Source organism: Pseudomonas lini, assembly GCF_001042905.1.
Taxonomy (GTDB): domain Bacteria; phylum Pseudomonadota; class Gammaproteobacteria; order Pseudomonadales; family Pseudomonadaceae; genus Aquipseudomonas; species Aquipseudomonas lini.
The window spans coordinates 342,895-358,686 of the sequence record NZ_JYLB01000003.1 but is presented as its reverse complement, the minus strand read 5'-3'; the positions used below and the strand labels follow the sequence as shown (position 1 = coordinate 358,686).

Sequence of the window (15,792 nt, the reverse complement as noted above, 5' to 3'; positions counted from 1 at the left end):
TGGGGATGCGTGCTCCTGTAGGAGCTGCCGAAGGCTGCGATCTTTTGATCTTCGGGAGTCGCCCCTTCGTCAAAGGGGGCTAAGGCTTACACTCGTTCGATGGCCAATGCCACGCCCTGACCACCACCGATGCACAGGGTGGCCAGACCTTTTTTTGCATCACGCTTGATCATTTCATGCAGCAAGGTCACTAGCACCCGGCAACCCGAGGCACCGATCGGATGGCCCAAGGCAATGGCGCCGCCGTTGACGTTGACCTTGTTCAAGTCCCATTCAAGATCCTTGGCTACGGCCAGAGATTGCGCGGCGAAGGCTTCGTTGGCTTCGATCAGGTCCAGTTGATCGATGGACCAACCGGCCTTGTCCAGGCAACGACGAGTGGCCGACACCGGGCCGATGCCCATGATCGCCGGGTCGACGCCTGCGTTGGCATATGCGGCGATTTTCGCCAGCACTGGCAGCCCCAGCGCCTTGGCTTTCTGCGCACTCATCAGAATCACCGCAGCGGCGCCGTCGTTCAGTGAAGAAGCGTTGCCAGCAGTCACCGAACCGTCTTTCTTGAAGGCCGCTTTCAGTTTGCCCAGGGAGTCGGCGGTGGTGCCGGCGCGAGGCTGTTCATCGGTGGCGAAGGACAGCGGATCGCCCTTGCGCTGCGGGATCAGGATCGGCGTGATCTCGTCGGCAAACCGCCCGGCTTCGATGGCGGCCACGGCTTTCTGCTGCGAGGCGGCCGCGAAGGCGTCCTGTTGCTCACGGGTCAGGCTGTATTTCTCGGCCAGATTCTCAGCGGTGATGCCCATGTGGTAATCGTTGAACGCATCCCACAAACCGTCGCTGATCATCGTGTCGACGATCTGTGCGTGACCCATGCGCAAGCCCGTGCGGGCACCGGGCATGACGTAATTGGCCAGGCTCATGTTTTCCTGGCCGCCGGCGATGATCACTTCGGCATCGCCACAGCGAATCGCCTGAGCCGCCAGATGCAGCGCTTTCAGGCCCGAGCCGCAGACCTTGTTCAGGGTCATGGCCGGCACGGCGAAGGGCAGGCCGGCCTTGATTGCGGCCTGACGCGCCGGGTTTTGTCCGGCGCCAGCGGTCAGCACCTGGCCCATGATCACTTCATCGACCTGCGCCGGGTCCAGCCCGGTCTGCGCCAGCAGTTGGCGGATCACCGCAGCACCGAGGTCAACCGCGGACACATTGGCCAGCGCCCCCTGGAAGCTGCCGATGGCAGTACGAGTGGCGGCAACAATCACAACTTCTTGCATGGAAGAATTCCTCACTGGGCAGCGAACTGCATTTCCGGGACGTGGTCAGGCACGATCAGTTTACCAGCGGTTTTGGCGACGATTTCTTCGACGCTGACGCCCGGCGCGCGCTCCTTGAGAATGAACGCGCCGTCCTGGATTTCCAGGTAGGCCAGGTCGGTCAGCACGCGCTTGATGCAACCGGCGCCGGTCAGCGGCAGGCTGCAACGCGACAGTAGTTTCGACTCGCCGTCCTTGGAGGCGTGGGTCATGGTGACAATGATGTTGTCCGCACCGGCCACCAGGTCCATCGCGCCGCCCATGCCCTTGACCAGTTTGCCAGGGATCATCCAGGAGGCGATGTTGCCTTCGACGTCCACTTCAAACGCGCCCAGCACGGTCAGGTCGATGTGTCCGCCGCGGATCATTGCGAACGATTCGGCGGACGAGAAAATCGAGGCGCCAATACGCGCGGTCACGGTTTGCTTGCCGGCGTTGATCATGTCGGCGTCGACTTCGGCGTCGGTCGGAAACGCGCCCATGCCGAGCAGGCCGTTTTCCGATTGCAGCATGACTTCCATGCCTTCCGGGATGTAGTTGGCGACCAGGGTCGGAATGCCGATGCCGAGGTTCACGTAGTAGCCGTCCTGCATTTCGCGGGCGACGCGCTGAGCCATTTGTTCGCGGGAAAGTGCCATTGTTGTTATTCCTTCATTCGGTCCGGGGGCAGGGGATCACTTACGCACGGTGCGCTGTTCGATGCGCTTCTCGAACGTGCCGCAAATGACCCGGTCGACGTAGATGCCAGGGGTATGGATCTGCGACGGGTCCAGCTCGCCGGGTTCGACGATTTCTTCGACTTCGACCACGGTGATCTTGCCGGCAGTGGCGGCCAGCGGGTTGAAATTCTGGGCGGTGTGGCGATAGACCACGTTACCGAAGTGGTCGGCTTTCCAGCCTTTGACGATGGCGAAGTCACCGGTGATGGATTCTTCCATCAGGTACTGGCGGCCCTTGAATTCGCGGACTTCCTTGCCGTCGGCCACCGGAGTGCCGACGCCAGTGGCGGTGAAAAACGCCGGGATGCCGGCACCACCAGCACGCATTTTTTCGGCGAGGGTGCCTTGAGGGGTCAGGACGACTTCGATTTCGCCGCTCAGCAGTTGCTTCTCGAACAGCGCGTTTTCGCCGACGTAGGAGGCCACCACCTTGCGGATCTGCCGGTCTACCAGCAGCACACCGAGGCCAAAACCGTCGACACCGCAGTTGTTGGAGACCACGGTGAGATCACGCGTGCCGCGGTGCTGGATCTCGGCGATAAGGTTTTCCGGAATCCCGCACAGGCCGAAGCCGCCGGAGATCACGGTCATGCCGTCTTCAAGACCTGCCATCGCTTCCTCATAGGAATACACGCGCTTGTCGAACCCTGCCATATGCACCTCTTTTATTCTTTGTGGGCGGCTGGCTAGCCGGATGGGGAGGGAGTGTCTCGCTGGAGGATTTATTTGTTAAGTTGATTTTTAAGGTTGATTGATAGATAAAACTCACTAATGCGTAGGAGCTGCCGAAGGCTGCGATCTTTTGATTTTGATTCTCGACGACCTAGATCGCAAAAGATCAAGATCAAAAGATCGCAGCCTTCGGCAGCTCCTACATTGAGCGGCGGTGGTTCGCCGAACGCGCGCAGACATTGAAATTACGTGGGAGACAGTGGTCATGACCGTCAAACAGATCCGTGCATTCCTGGCCGTGGCCCAGAGTTTGAGTTTTGCCGTGGCGTGCGAGCGGCTGCACCTGTCCCAGTCGGCGTTGAGCCTGACCATCAAGGCGCTGGAGGAGGGCTTGGGCGGGCGCTTGTTCACGCGCAATACCCGCAATGTTGCACTGACCGCCGAAGGTGAATCGCTGCTGCCACTGGCTCGTCGGTTGATCGCGGACTGGGACAACGCAGAGGATGAATTGCGCCAACGCTTCACCCTCCAGCGCGGCCGCGTGACCCTGGCGGCGATGCCGTCGTTTGCCGGTAACCTGCTGCCGCCGATTCTCAAGACCTTTCGCGCGCGTTATCCCAAGGTCAACGTCACAGTGAACGACGTGATCAACGAGCAGGTGCTGGAAATGGTCCGCGACCGTCAGGTGGAATTGGGTGTGGCGTTCGAACCGACCCAGAGCTCGTCGCTGGAATTTACTCCGTTGTACATCGACCGGTTTGTGGCGGTGGTGCCCCTCGATTCACCGCTGGCGGAGCTGGACGACATTGATTGGCAGACCTTGCTCAAGGAACCGTTCATTACCTTGCAGCGACCGTCGACGGTGCGGGTGATGCTCGAAGAACATTTACAGACGCGCGGCATGAAATTGCCGGTGGAATTTGAAAGCCATCAATTGGCGACAGTCGGGCGGATGGTGGCCAGCGGATTGGGCGTAAGCGCGGTGCCGGCGTTGTGCGCCGGGCAGATGCGCGAGTTGGGCGCGCGTTGCATTACCCTGCGCGACCCGGTGGTGGAACGCGCGATCGGGGTGCTGACGACGGGGCATGAACTGTCGGCGGCGGCGCAGGCGTTGTTCGATATTCTCAAGGCCGAAAATCTCGGCCAACAACTTTCCCTCTGAAATCCAACACGGTCCCGTAGGAGCTGCCGAAGGCTGCGATCTTTTGATCTTGATTTGGCGATATTGGAATCGCTGAAGATCAAAAGATCGCAGCCTTCGGCAGCTCCTACAATTAGCAGTCAGCGGTGTTTATTTACGCGCCTCCAGAATCAGGTTGAACGGCGTTTCCGTGGCCCGCCGGAATTGTGTGAATCCCGCCTCGGTGAAGACCTTGCGCAACCGTGCCTCGCCTGCCTGGGCACCGAGCCCGAGGCCGACTTCCTGGGACAGCGAGTTGGGCGTGCAGATAAAGGTCGAGGCGGCGTAGAACAGTCGTCCCACCGGAGTGGTGTTGGCGTCGAGCGTGTCGTTGGCGAAGGGCTCTACCAGCAGCACCGTGCCGTCGGGTTTCAGCGATTCATAGGCATGCTTTGCGGCGCCGACCGGGTCGCCCATATCGTGCAGGCAGTCGAAGTAGCAGACCAAGTCATAGTCGTCGCCCGGATAGCTCTTGGCGGTGCCCTGGAAGAACCGCGCCCGGCCTTCCACACCACCTTCTTCGGCGCGCAGGGTGGCGACGGTGACAGAAGGCGCGTGGTAGTCGAAACCGACGAACCGCGAATTCGGAAACGCCTGGGCCATGATCACGGTCGAGGCGCCGTGGCCGCAGCCGATGTCCGCTACCTTGGCGCCGGTTTCCAGTTTGGCGACCACCCCGTCGAGGGCTGGCAGCCACTCGCTGACCAAGTGCGCCTTGTACCCTGGGCGGAAGAACCGCTCGGTGCCGCTGAACATGCACGGATGGTGATCGCCCCAAGGCAGGGCGCCGTTGCCGCGCATGGCGTTGACCAGTTTGTCCTTGTCATGGAAAAACGACGCGACCACCCCGACTCCGCCGGCCACATAGACCGGTGAATCTTCGATCGCCAGCGCCAGGGCTTGCTCTTCGGGCAGGCGGAACTGACCGTCGTGGTGTTCCATATAACCGGAGGCGGCGTGCGCGCTGAGCCATTCACGCAGCAGGCGGGTGTTGCAGCCGGTCTTTTCGGCGAGTGCTTCGGGGGTGACTGGCTGACTGTCGGCCATGGCCCGGTACAGACCGAGTTCTTCGCCGAGGATGACGTTGGCGAGCATCGCCGCGCCGCCCATGTCGTTTACCAGTTTGCCCATGAAATCATTGAGTTTGGCCTCGTCCATCATGTGTGCTCCTTCAGCAGGATCACGGTCCAGAGGCATTGTTTGTCGAGGCATGCACCTTTGGGCGGTGATCGTGGGAATGAACAGGACGATAACCGCGCCCTGGACCCCCCGGATGGGGGTAACCATTGAGTTTAGTTCGTGTATCCCACTGTATCTGACTGCCTGTCCGATACAGTGGCCTGATAAAAACCGCGTTTGTGAACACAGGCCCGATACACCGCGGCGCTTGACTGGGCCTACCGGCCAGCCCTGAGTTTTCAGGCGCTGGAGACCGGATCCCAGGATGAAATCGACACTATGCAGACTTCCCTCACATCAGCGAAGGCGAGCGTCGGGCTAGGCTTGCGCCGCGGTTTAATGAAGGACCTTCAAACGGCCCTGCCGGGCGCTTTCGACTTTCTGGAAGTCGCGCCGGAAAACTGGATCGGCATCGGTGGCGCTCACGGCGCGGCGTTTCGCGCCCTGGCCGAACGCTATCCGTTGTCCTGTCACGGCTTGTCCTTGTCTTTGGGCGGATCGGCGCCGCTGGACGTTAAGTTCCTGCAGGAAGTGCGGGTTTTCCTCGATCACTACAACGTGCCGCTGTACAGCGAACACCTGAGCTACTGCAGCGATGACGGGCATCTTTACGATCTGCTGCCGTTGCCGTTTACCGAAGAAGCGGTGCATCACGTTGCCGCTCGAATCCGCCAGTCCCAAGACATTCTCGGTCGACGCCTTGCGGTGGAAAACGTCTCCTACTACGCCGCGCCGCAGCAGGACATGGACGAACTGACGTTCACCAACGCAGTGTTGCGTGAAGCCGATTGTGACCTGCTGCTGGACGTCAACAATGTCTACGTCAACTCGATTAATCACGGTTTCGATCCGCAGACGTTTCTGGCCGGCATCGACGCGGGGAGGGTGGTTGCCATGCATGTGGCGGGGCATTTTGATGAATCCGACACGCTGAAAATCGACACCCATGGTGCCTCGGTCAAACCGGTGGTCTGGTCGTTGCTGGCCGAGGCGTATGCGCGGTTTGGTGTGCAACCGACACTGCTGGAGCGAGATTTCAACTTTCCCGAATTTTCCGACTTGGTGAGCGAGTTACAGACCATTCGCCGCCTGCAAGGTGAGGGGTGAACCGTGGATAAATCGACGCTGTATCAGCAGCAAAACACATTGACTCGCTACCTGCGCGACCCCGACCACTGCGCGCCGCCTGCCGGGATGGACGCGGCACGGGCGCAGGTTTATCGCGACCTGGTGTTTTCGAATCTGTCGTCATTACTCAGCGGGACTTTTCCGGTGCTGGTGAAGATTCTCGGCGATGATCATTGGCGTTCGCTGGTGCGGATCTTCCTGCGGGACTACCGGGCTCAAACACCAAAATTCGGCGAGATCGCCCAGGAATTTGTCGAGTTCCTCGCCTCTGAGGCGCTGGCGTTGAGCGATGGCGCGTGGCCGCCATTCATGGTTGAGCTCGCGCATTACGAATGGGTCGAAATGGCGCTGCAACAATCCGACGCCGAGCCGTTGCGGGCCAGCGATGCCGGGTTGCTGCTGGATCGACCGTTGCAGGTTTCGCCGCTGGCTTGGCCATTGGCGTATGGCTGGCCGGTGCAATTAGTGGGGCCGGATTACCGGCCTGACTCGCCGCCGGCCCAACCAACGTTGCTATTGGTTCGTCGGACCGAGGACTGGAATGTGCGCTTCTCCAAACTGAGCCCGTTGGCGTGGCGGTTGTTGCAGCGGATCGGTGAGTTTCCTCAGCTCGATGGCCAAGCGCAGCTGGAAGGGCTGGCGGTGGAGGCGGGGATGGTTGGGGCGCCGGAGTTTATCGACAGCGGATTGGCGTTATTGCGGCAGATGCACGGGGAAGGGGTGATCGGCATGGCGGCCTGACCGCACACAATCCCCCAAACACCACACATCCAATGTGGGAGCGGGCTTGCTCGCGAAGAGGCCATCCCATTCAGCATCTATGTCGACTGACACACCGCCTTCGCGAGCAAGCCCGCTCCCACATTGGATTCGTGGTGTTTACTGGGGCTTTGGTAACTTGAGCTCCGCACACAACCCACCGCCCTCGCGATTGCTCAAAGTCAGCGATCCGCCAATCGCCAACGCCAATTGCTGCGCAATCGCCAACCCCAAACCGGTCCCTCCCGTACTGCGATTACGTGAATTCTCCACGCGGTAGAACGGCTCCATTACCTGCGCCAATTCCTCTTCGGCAATCCCCGGCCCACGGTCCATTACCTTCACCGACAAGCTGCCATCAGCCTTCGTTTCCACCCACAACTCTGCCGCGCCGGCGAATTTCAGCGCGTTGTCTATCAGGTTCACCAGTACCCGTCGCAAGGCATGCGGTCGGGTGTTAATCACGGCTGCGCTTTTGCCGTCGAGCTGCACGTTTTTGCCCATGTCCTGATAGTCGAACACCAGGCTGTCGAGGAATGAATCCAGATCGGTGCGACGACTCTCCTCGGTGGCACCATGAATGCTGCGGGCATAGGCCACGCCTTCCCGCACCAGGTGTTCCATCTCGCCGAGATCATTCCACAATTTGTCTTTCTCGCTGGAGTCATCCATGAATTCGGCGCGCAGTTTCATGCGGGTGATCGGGGTTTGCAGGTCGTGGGAAATCGCCGCCAACAGTTGCATGCGCTCCTTGAGATAAGCCGCAATGCGCGCCTGCATCGCGTTGAAAGCCCGGGCGGCGTAGGCGACTTCAGTCGGGCCTTTTTCGTTCAGGTGTATGGCGTGGGTGTTGGGGTCGAGGGTTTCCACTGCTTGGGCGAGGCGTGTGAGCGGGCGGATGGCGATTCTCACGGCCAGCCAGGTGCAGGCAATCATCAGCGCCAGTTGCCCCAGCAATACCGCCGGCAACCACGGCGACAACGGCACCATCGAAGGTCGCACGTCGATAGTGACAGGACTGCCGTCCTTCAGTTTGAGGTGAGCCTGGAAGTGTTTTTTCGGGCCAGGGATGTCGGTGAAGGTCAGCGGGTATTCATGGCCGATGGCGTCCTGAATCGAGGTCACTGCAATCGGCACATCGCGGGCTGCCATCGGCGTGCCCGGCGAGCCTTCATTCAGCAGATAGCTGTAGTTGGTGCGCTCCAGACGCTGCAACCAGTTCGCGCGCTCGTCGGCGGGCAAGCGGTCGAGGATGGCGAGGGAGGTCGAGACGTCGGTTTCCAGATTGCCCAGCATCGTATTTTTCGCACTTTCGTAACGCTCATAGTACTGAGCGCCAAAGGACAGCGCCTGGGCAAGGATCAGGCCGATCAGGAAAATCAGCGACAGCCGCGAGGCCAGTGTGCGAGGCCAGTGCAGCGCAAAATTCATGACGGCGCACCGAGCACTTCCACCGGCAGGGAAAACACATAGCCTTCACTGCGCACGGTTTTGATGTAGGCCGGTTCCCGGGCATCGTCGAGCAGGCGCTGACGCAAGCGGCTCACCAGCAAATCGATGGAGCGGTCGAACAGATCGGCATCACGGCCTTGAGTCAGGTTGAGCAATTGGTCGCGATTGAGTACCCGCTGAGGATGATCGAGGAACACCCGCAGCAGGCGATATTCCGCGCCGCTGAGGGCGACCATGGTGCCGTCCTCATCCAGCAGATGTCTGGCCGAGGTGTCCAGGCGCCAGCGACCGAACGCCAGCAGGCGACCGCTTTCGGTGATCACCAGGTTCGGCGGCAGCATCCGCGTGCGTCGTAGCACGGCGTTGATGCGGGCGAGCAGTTCACGGGCGGCGAACGGTTTGACCAGGTAATCGTCGGCACCCATCTCCAGGCCGATGATGCGGTCGGTTTCATCATTGCGAGCAGTGAGCATCAGCACCGGCGTGGCCTTGTGTTTGCCCGCGCGCAACTCGCGGCAGAGCACCAGGCCATCGTCGCCCGGCATCATGATGTCGAGCACGATCAGGTCCACCGGCGTGGACTCCAGAAACGAGCGCATCTGCCGTCCATCCGCCACCACGGTGGTGCGCAGGCCGTTCTTCTTCAGGTAGTTGCCTACCAGTTCCCGGATCTCGCGGTCATCGTCCACGATGAGAATGTGATCGACGTGTTCCATGAGCCAAGCCTCTAAGTGGGGGATATAGCGCAGTCTATCGAGCCTCGGTCCGCTCGCCTGCCGCCGATTGTATTGCAGTGTATCTGGCGTGCCGAAAGATACACGGGGACGTAAAAATGGCTGATTTCGGGTGTTTTGTATCGCTGTGTATCTCCAGCCTGCGCGGATACACAGCGATTTACCCGCGCCTGTTTTGGACATAGACGAGATACCTCGCGGGTTTCAAATAGGTTCCATCGAGGCAAACCCAAACCGCCTCGCTCAATCAACGATTGACCTATTGAAGCCCTGAGGAAATCACCATGAACACCAAAGCCGTCTACGCCGCCTGCCTGTTTGCCGCCCTGAACATCTGCACCTTGTCGGCCCGCGCCGAAGCCGATGTCACCCCTCAAACCTACACCTACGGCACACATCTGGACATCCAGAAAGTGCTGTCGATGAAACAAGACGCCACCCCTGCCTGCGGGATTGTGAATGCCCGGATGACCTACCTGGATTCCCAAGGAAAAACCCAGGTACTGGATTACAGCAAATTCGCTGACGGCTGCAACGAAGGCAACTGAGTCCTTCGACTACCCATTGCCCATCCCCTTTGAAACAGGAAGAACATCATGAACAACGTCACCCGCTTTTTGACCGCCATCGTTTTCTCCGTAGCGGGCGTCGCCGCCCATGCCAACGCTGCGGTTGAACAAAATACCTTTGGCAATAGCACCTGCTTCCAACTGACTCCGCTGCTGACTGAGGATGGTTCCAGCCGCACACCGCAAGGGCAACTGATTGCAGAGGATGGCTACAACCGGACGCCACAGGGCCAGCAACTGGAGGCCTGAAGCCTGGCACAGTTCTGTCAATTCCCGCCGTTCCAGTGTGGGAGCGGGCTTGCTCGCGAAGAGGCCAGTACATTCAACATTGATGTCGACTGACACTCCGCCTTCGCGAGCAAGCCCGCTCCCACATGGGCACTGCGGTGATTTCGCCCTTCACATTCTCGAGGTGATCCCCATGTTTCTCATCGCATTCCTGGGCGGCATTTTGACCGTCCTCAGCCCCTGCATCCTCCCGGTCGTGCCGTTTCTGTTTGCCGGTGTTAAACGCACGCGTTCTTCGATCCTGCTCACACTTGGCGGGATGGCCCTGACCTTCGCCCTGATCTCCAGCCTGGCCGTGGTCAGCAGCGATTGGGTGGTGCAAGCCAGCAACACCGGCCGCCATGTGGCGCTGATCGTGATGGTGCTGTTCGCCCTGTCGCTGATCTCCGCCCGCATCGGTGGCTGGCTGGCGCGCCCGTTCGTGCTGCTGGGCAATCGCATCGATCCCAACACTCGCAAAGTCTCCGGTCCGTTTGGCTCGCTCATGATCGGCGTCGCCACGGGGCTGCTCTGGGCGCCGTGTGCCGGGCCGATCCTCGGGGTGATCCTCACCGGCGCAATGCTGCAAGGCGCCAACGCCCAGACCAGTCTGCTGCTGGTGGCGTACGGCCTGGGCAGCGCGTTGTCCCTGGGCACTTTGATCTTCGCCGGTCGCGGCCTGGTCAATCGCTTGAAACCGTCGATTCCGCTCACCGGTTGGCTGCGCCGCGGCACGGGGGCTGCGGTGTTGGTCGCAGCAGCTGTCATCTCCACTGGCGCCGACAACACGTTGCTCGCCAGCACCTCGTCCGAAGGCGTCACCACGGTTGAACAGCGGGTGCTGGAGACCGTACCGAAAGTGGTCGATTACTTCGTCAGCAAGGTCAAGGCCGACTCGACCATGGACACGGCCAAAGGCCCGATGCCGTCACTTTCCGGCGCGGTCGAATGGCTCAACTCGCCAGCGCTGAGCAATGATTCCCTGCGCGGCAAAGTGGTGCTGGTGGACTTCTGGACCTACGACTGCATCAACTGCCAGCGCACCTTGCCCTACGTGAAGGACTGGGCGAAGAAATATGAGAAGGACGGCCTGGTGGTGATCGGCGTGCACACCCCTGAATACGGTTACGAACGCATCATCGACAACGTCCGCGATCAGGTGAAAAAACTCGGCATCACCTACCCGGTGGCGATCGACAACAACTATGCGATCTGGCGCGCCTTCGACAACCAGTACTGGCCCGCTCACTACCTGATCGATACCAAGGGGCAGGTGCGTTACACCCACTTTGGCGAGGGACGGTACGAGACTCAGGAACAGATGATTCGGCAACTGCTGGAAGAGGCCAAAGCGCCTGCCGCGTAACCCGTTTCGGCGAAGCAAGGCGATCTGTTAATGCCGCGTTACAGATAGCTGACCATGCATCGGAGAATGCCATATTTCGTGAATTCTCCGGACGATCGGCAGGACGCCGACGTATCCGGGAGCGATAGTTTGTGGACGGGGTCACTGTCGACTCCCCTCATCACCACCAAGAAAAGGAAGTTGCCATGCCTAAATACATTATTGAACGCGAGCTTCCGGGTGCCGGCGGACTGCCGCAACAGGAGCTCAAAGCGATCTCGCAAAAATCCTGCGATGTGTTACGTGAGATGGGGCCAGAGGTGCAGTGGCTGGAGAGTTACATCACTGGCGACAAGATTTACTGCGTGTACATCGCGCCGAACGAGGGACTGATCAGGGAGCACGCCCAAAAAGGTGAATTTCCCATCAACAGCGTTTCCCGGGTCATGAACATCATCGATCCCACCACGGCGGAGTGAGCCGGGACGTGTTCCAACCCGCAACGGAGCAGACTCCATGAGTACCCCCATTGACCTCACTGCCCTGAAAAACCGTCAGATGGTCACGTGGGCCAGCGGCGACTACGCCGTGATCGGCACCACCTTACAGATCGTCGGCGAACAACTGGCCGAAGCCTGCGACTTGCTCTGTGATGAGCAGGTGCTGGACGTCGCCGCCGGCAACGGTAACGCAACGCTCGCTGCCGCGCGCCGGGGCTGCAAGGTCACGTCCACCGACTACGTGGCCAAACTGCTTGAACGCGGCGAAGACCGCGCACGGGCGGAGCACCTGGACGTGACCTTTCAGGTGGCCGATGCCGAGGATTTGCCGTTCGAGGACGCCAGTTTCGATGCCGTGCTTTCAACCTTTGGCGTGATGTTTACGCCCGATCAGCCCAAGGCTGCAGCGGAACTGGCGCGGGTGTGCCGTCCTGGCGGGCGGATCGGCCTTGCCAACTGGACGCCTGAAGGCTACATCGGCCAGGTGTTCAAGACCCTGGGCCGCCACATGCCGCCACCGCCGGGAGCGCAACCACCTTCGAACTGGGGCACCGAAGCCTGGTTAAACTCGCACTTCGACCAGCGCGACTTCCAGCTCCAAGTGACACGGCGGCTGTTCAACTTCCGCTATCGCTCGGCCGCGCACTGGATCGACATCTTCCGTACCTGGTATGGGCCGGTTCACAAGGCCTTTGCGACCCTGCCACCCGAAGAGGGCGCGGCCCTGGAAAACGACCTGACCGAACTGCTGAATCGCCTGAACAGGGCGGGGGAACGGTCGCTGGTGGTGCCAAGTGAATACCTGGAGGTGGTGATTACTCGGCGTTAAACCTCTGACGCGGTCCCTGTAGGAGCTGCCGAAGGCTGCGATCTTTTGATTTTGGTCTTGAAGATCAAAAGATCGCAGCCTTCGGCAGCTCCTACAGGGGACCGCGTGTGGCGCAATCACTCATCCAGTCGCTCGGTGTACACCACCCACACACTGCACGGCATTTTGTACAGCAGATGTTCCACCGTGCTGCCGATCAACCGGCCCATGCCGCGATGGCCGACTCGGCCCATGACAATCACGTCGACATTATTGGTATCGGCGTAGCGAGTCAGCACCTTGGTCGGGCTGCCCATGAGCATGTGCCGTTGCTCCGGGGCGATGCCATTGCGCGCGGCCAATTCGTTGAAGGCATCCTCCTGGAAGTTGAACAGGGTCTTGGGCTTGTCCGAAGCGAAAAACGCCGAACCGTTTTCGAAGCTGAATTCGTCCGAACTGATAGACGAAAGGTCATAGGCGTACACCACGTCGAGTTCGGCATTACAGGCGCTCGCCAGTTTTGACGCTTCGTGCAGAATCCGGTCGTTGAAGCTTTTGTATTGATCATCGCTATGGAAGGGGTCGACCGCCGCAACGATCTTGCGCGGCAACGCATGAATGGCATGGCTGACGAAGTGCAGCGGCACCGGGCATTCGCGCAGTAAATGCACGTCGAGAGGGGTAAATACCAGCCGCGACAGCCGCGATTGATGTTCCAGCGCCTTGATCAGCACATCCATCGGCTGCTCTTTGAGGTGGGTCAGGATTTCTTCCAGCGGGCGTTCGACCCAGGCCACCTCAGTGGTGACATGCACACCGATCTTGCGCAGGGGGCGGGCCTGTTCCTCAAGCCACTGGCGGTGGCGCTCGACGTACCCCAGACGCATCTGCTCCAGAGCCTTTTCATTGACCAAGCCGGCGGTCGCCAGGCCTTCCAGATAATCGAAAGCCACGATGTGCAAGGCCGCATCCTCAGCCTTGGCCAGTGCAGCGGCCCGGTCGAAGGCGGGGCTGTGTTCCATCAGGGGCGAGGCGACCAGCATGAAACGTGCTTGACCAGACATGACAAACCTCCCGTGGGTAAACGAGCAGACGGTGGTCGTTTAATACATCTCAATCCCTTGATTATTGACCATGATCCGTCTCTGGGGGGCTTGGCCGCTCGAACGGGCCGTACAAGGCAGTGCAATGCTCCAATGCAAGTAACGGAATCGGCGGTGTTCATGCGATGGGGGTACGCCGGAGTTCTAATGTGGGACGGGCTTGCCCGCGATAGCGGTGGGGCAGTCGATATGGATGCTGAATGGGCTGTCCTCTTCGCGGGCAAGCCTCGCTCCTACAGGGATTTGTGGTGTTGATGCGATGGGTGTTACGCCGACGTTTTAATGTGGGAGCGAGCCTGCTCGCGATGACGGCCTTCCAGTCGATAAAGGTCTGGTCTGACACACCTCAAGCAGATACAGCCCTTACGAGTAATTAATGGCCTGCTCCATGACAATCGTGCGCTCGGTACCATGGAGTTCATCGCGAACTTTTCGAAAGCCCAACTTGAAGTAAAAACCTTCTGCGGTAATCGAGGATGGGACACGTAACATCTCGATTTTGTTATTGATGGCGACGGTTCGAATCATTGCCATCAATTGTCCGCCAATACCATTGCCTTGATGCTGTGGCTCGACGAAGACGCTGCGCACAACGTCGCGATCAAGGCTGGCGGTGGCGATTACACATTGATCGATGGTTGCGACAAAGACCTGGCGTTGAGTGAGTAAGGAGAGAATGGCCTCGGTTGAAAAGCTTTTCTCTACCTGAGTAATCACTTCGGCTGGGTAATCCTGGGCATTGGAGCGGCGCAGCGACTGAACGATAACCCGGCTTATGGCTGGCGCATCCTCGGGGGTTGCGGTTCGAATCTGAGTGTTCACTTGAAGACCTCATTCCTTGTGTCTTTGGCACCCATTGTCAGGCACCGGGATTCTGGGTGAAGTGTCAGTTACTAAAAGGCTCAATGGGCTTGAAAATCCCGGTCTTGGACATCTGACGGCGTAGCTCAAATTGTTCAAGTGACGCTACTACATCAATATGAGCCAATTGATCGAAAGCAATTTTCATCCATTCGTTCCTTGTTACGCGCACCGACAATAGGTATTCATCACCCACCCGTCCTGTGGCTTTATTCGGTCGTTGCGAGTAGCCCGACAGAACTACTGTGTTAGCCAAAGGCAGGGCGGTGAAGGTCTCACCGATGATTCTGAATGCCACACCGTGGATGTGTGCCATGTAGAGCTTCTGAATTGCTGTTGGGGACATCGGTTTAACGGCAAGCTTCAGGCCTCTGACCGGCACAGTAGCTGTGTTTCCCGGCATGTGCTCCAGTTCCGGAAAATCCACATCAAACAAAACGCTATCACCTGACTCAGTAATCTCGAATGAAGCCAAGGTTTCACGAGGCCAGGTAATGCCTTGCAGAACGTCCTCCAGCCATACCTCCATGTCTGCCGTGTTGTTATAGATTCCTTTCTCAATGATGTGCTTATGGATTTCTGCCTGTTGGTAAAAGAGATCCTTGCGCTGCTGCCAATCATATAACTCGACCTGAAAAGCGGCATGAAGATGGGCATTCTGGTCCGTAATCCGCTGCATCCGCTTTTTGAACAGTCGATCCCACAGTGATGGTTTTTTAGGGCTTCGCTGTGTTGGCTCTGGTTCGTCGAAAACCATAGGGGTAAAGGTCGGACGGGAAAGACAATTAGGGGTGTCGAGGTGAATGTTACTGAGCAGTTCGATGCCGTTATTGATGTCATCGCATTTGCGTTGAATGAAGGAAAGGATGACTTCCCGATTTTGCTTTTTCGCAGCGTCAATGACGTGTTCAGGGAGCTCATCACCATTGGCATCACGAAAAGACAAATTTCCCTCGTCGTCCACTTCGCACGTCAGGGAGATCAGCGTTTGGGACTTGGAATCGATTGCAGGTCTGGACGACTTTTTGGGGCCAGTGAGTTTTTGACTGGAAGAAAACCCCATGAAACTACTGTTTAAGCGTGTACCTCTCTTACTGATTCCAATGGAGGAACCCCGTGGGCCAAGTGTCCATCCCACTCCTGAGCCACTCAGATTCATGCGGATTCCTGGAGCAAGCTTGATGGATTTCCTGAATCGCACTGGCATGG

Annotated in this window: 17 protein-coding genes; 8 read left to right on the top strand and 9 right to left on the bottom strand. The window is 59.0% G+C overall.

What is annotated here, in order from left to right:
• Window positions 1-86: 86 nt before the first annotated feature.
• The 3 genes from TU81_RS10335 to TU81_RS10325 are packed head-to-tail and all read right to left on the bottom strand — an operon-like array spanning window position 87 to window position 2,680.
• On the bottom strand, window positions 87-1,268 hold the full coding sequence (locus TU81_RS10335; RefSeq protein ID WP_048394915.1) for an acetyl-CoA C-acetyltransferase: 1,182 nt from the start codon (window positions 1,266-1,268) through the stop codon (window positions 87-89).
• An 11-nt stretch (window positions 1,269-1,279) separates the two neighbouring features.
• Window positions 1,280-1,945 (bottom strand): CoA transferase subunit B, encoded by a 666-nt coding sequence (locus TU81_RS10330; RefSeq protein WP_038983951.1) that lies wholly within the window; start codon window positions 1,943-1,945, stop codon window positions 1,280-1,282.
• Window positions 1,946-1,981: 36 nt separating this feature from the next.
• Complete coding sequence (locus TU81_RS10325; RefSeq protein ID WP_007896014.1) at window positions 1,982-2,680, bottom strand: CoA transferase subunit A; 699 nt, start codon at window positions 2,678-2,680, stop codon at window positions 1,982-1,984.
• Between the two features lie 283 nt (window positions 2,681-2,963).
• Here TU81_RS10325 and TU81_RS10320 point away from each other — a divergent pair, with 283 nt between their 5' ends.
• The gene (locus TU81_RS10320; protein ID WP_038983949.1) at window positions 2,964-3,860 is read left to right on the top strand and encodes a LysR family transcriptional regulator; all 897 of its coding nucleotides are present in this window, start codon (window positions 2,964-2,966) and stop codon (window positions 3,858-3,860) included.
• 129 nt (window positions 3,861-3,989) lie between these two features.
• On the opposite strand, the gene TU81_RS10315 is transcribed toward TU81_RS10320, so the two are convergent.
• Entirely contained in the window at window positions 3,990-5,036 is a 1,047-nt protein-coding gene (locus TU81_RS10315) for a class I SAM-dependent methyltransferase (protein WP_048395324.1), read from the bottom strand.
• Between the two features lie 300 nt (window positions 5,037-5,336).
• Here TU81_RS10315 and TU81_RS10310 point away from each other — a divergent pair, with 300 nt between their 5' ends.
• Window positions 5,337-6,164: an HvfB family MNIO-type RiPP peptide maturase gene (locus TU81_RS10310; RefSeq protein WP_048394913.1), complete on the top strand. Its 828-nt coding sequence runs from the start codon at window positions 5,337-5,339 to the stop codon at window positions 6,162-6,164.
• A gap of 3 nt (window positions 6,165-6,167) precedes the next feature.
• Window positions 6,168-6,926 (top strand): HvfC family RiPP maturation protein, encoded by a 759-nt coding sequence (locus tag TU81_RS10305; protein WP_048394911.1) that lies wholly within the window; start codon window positions 6,168-6,170, stop codon window positions 6,924-6,926.
• A 138-nt stretch (window positions 6,927-7,064) separates the two neighbouring features.
• Here the strand turns inward: TU81_RS10305 and TU81_RS10300 are convergent, their stop codons facing one another.
• Window positions 7,065-8,375: an ATP-binding protein gene (locus tag TU81_RS10300; protein ID WP_048394909.1), complete on the bottom strand. Its 1,311-nt coding sequence runs from the start codon at window positions 8,373-8,375 to the stop codon at window positions 7,065-7,067.
• Window positions 8,372-9,112 carry a response regulator gene (locus TU81_RS10295; protein ID WP_007896007.1) on the bottom strand — a complete coding sequence of 247 codons (741 nt, stop codon included), beginning with the start codon at window positions 9,110-9,112 and terminating at the stop codon, window positions 8,372-8,374. The genes TU81_RS10300 and TU81_RS10295 overlap by 4 nt, the downstream gene beginning before the upstream one ends.
• 302 nt (window positions 9,113-9,414) lie before the next feature.
• On the opposite strand from TU81_RS10295, the gene TU81_RS10290 reads away from it, so the two are divergent.
• The 5 genes from TU81_RS10290 to TU81_RS10270 all read left to right on the top strand — a co-directional run bounded on the left by TU81_RS10290 (window position 9,415) and on the right by TU81_RS10270 (window position 12,640).
• Window positions 9,415-9,678: a DUF2790 domain-containing protein gene (locus tag TU81_RS10290; RefSeq protein WP_048394907.1), complete on the top strand. Its 264-nt coding sequence runs from the start codon at window positions 9,415-9,417 to the stop codon at window positions 9,676-9,678.
• Between the two features lie 48 nt (window positions 9,679-9,726).
• Window positions 9,727-9,948 (top strand): hypothetical protein, encoded by a 222-nt coding sequence (locus tag TU81_RS10285; RefSeq protein ID WP_048394904.1) that lies wholly within the window; start codon window positions 9,727-9,729, stop codon window positions 9,946-9,948.
• 172 nt (window positions 9,949-10,120) lie between these two features.
• On the top strand, window positions 10,121-11,332 hold the full coding sequence (locus TU81_RS10280) for a cytochrome c biogenesis protein DipZ (RefSeq protein WP_048394903.1): 1,212 nt from the start codon (window positions 10,121-10,123) through the stop codon (window positions 11,330-11,332).
• A gap of 185 nt (window positions 11,333-11,517) precedes the next feature.
• Entirely contained in the window at window positions 11,518-11,790 is a 273-nt protein-coding gene (locus TU81_RS10275) for a DUF4242 domain-containing protein (RefSeq protein WP_048394902.1), read from the top strand.
• Window positions 11,791-11,827: 37 nt separating this feature from the next.
• Entirely contained in the window at window positions 11,828-12,640 is an 813-nt protein-coding gene (locus TU81_RS10270; protein ID WP_048394899.1) for a class I SAM-dependent methyltransferase, read from the top strand.
• A 116-nt stretch (window positions 12,641-12,756) separates the two neighbouring features.
• Here TU81_RS10270 and TU81_RS10265 read toward each other — a convergent pair whose 3' ends face one another.
• The 3 genes from TU81_RS10265 to TU81_RS10255 form a co-directional block, all read right to left on the bottom strand.
• Window positions 12,757-13,683: a universal stress protein gene (locus tag TU81_RS10265; protein WP_048394898.1), complete on the bottom strand. Its 927-nt coding sequence runs from the start codon at window positions 13,681-13,683 to the stop codon at window positions 12,757-12,759.
• A 402-nt stretch (window positions 13,684-14,085) separates the two neighbouring features.
• Window positions 14,086-14,544, bottom strand: a complete 459-nt coding sequence (locus TU81_RS10260) for a GNAT family N-acetyltransferase (RefSeq protein WP_048394897.1) — start codon at window positions 14,542-14,544, stop codon at window positions 14,086-14,088.
• Window positions 14,545-14,608: 64 nt separating this feature from the next.
• The gene (locus TU81_RS10255) at window positions 14,609-15,790 is read right to left on the bottom strand and encodes a DUF4236 domain-containing protein (RefSeq protein WP_162232624.1); all 1,182 of its coding nucleotides are present in this window, start codon (window positions 15,788-15,790) and stop codon (window positions 14,609-14,611) included.
• Window positions 15,791-15,792: the final 2 nt, after the last annotated feature.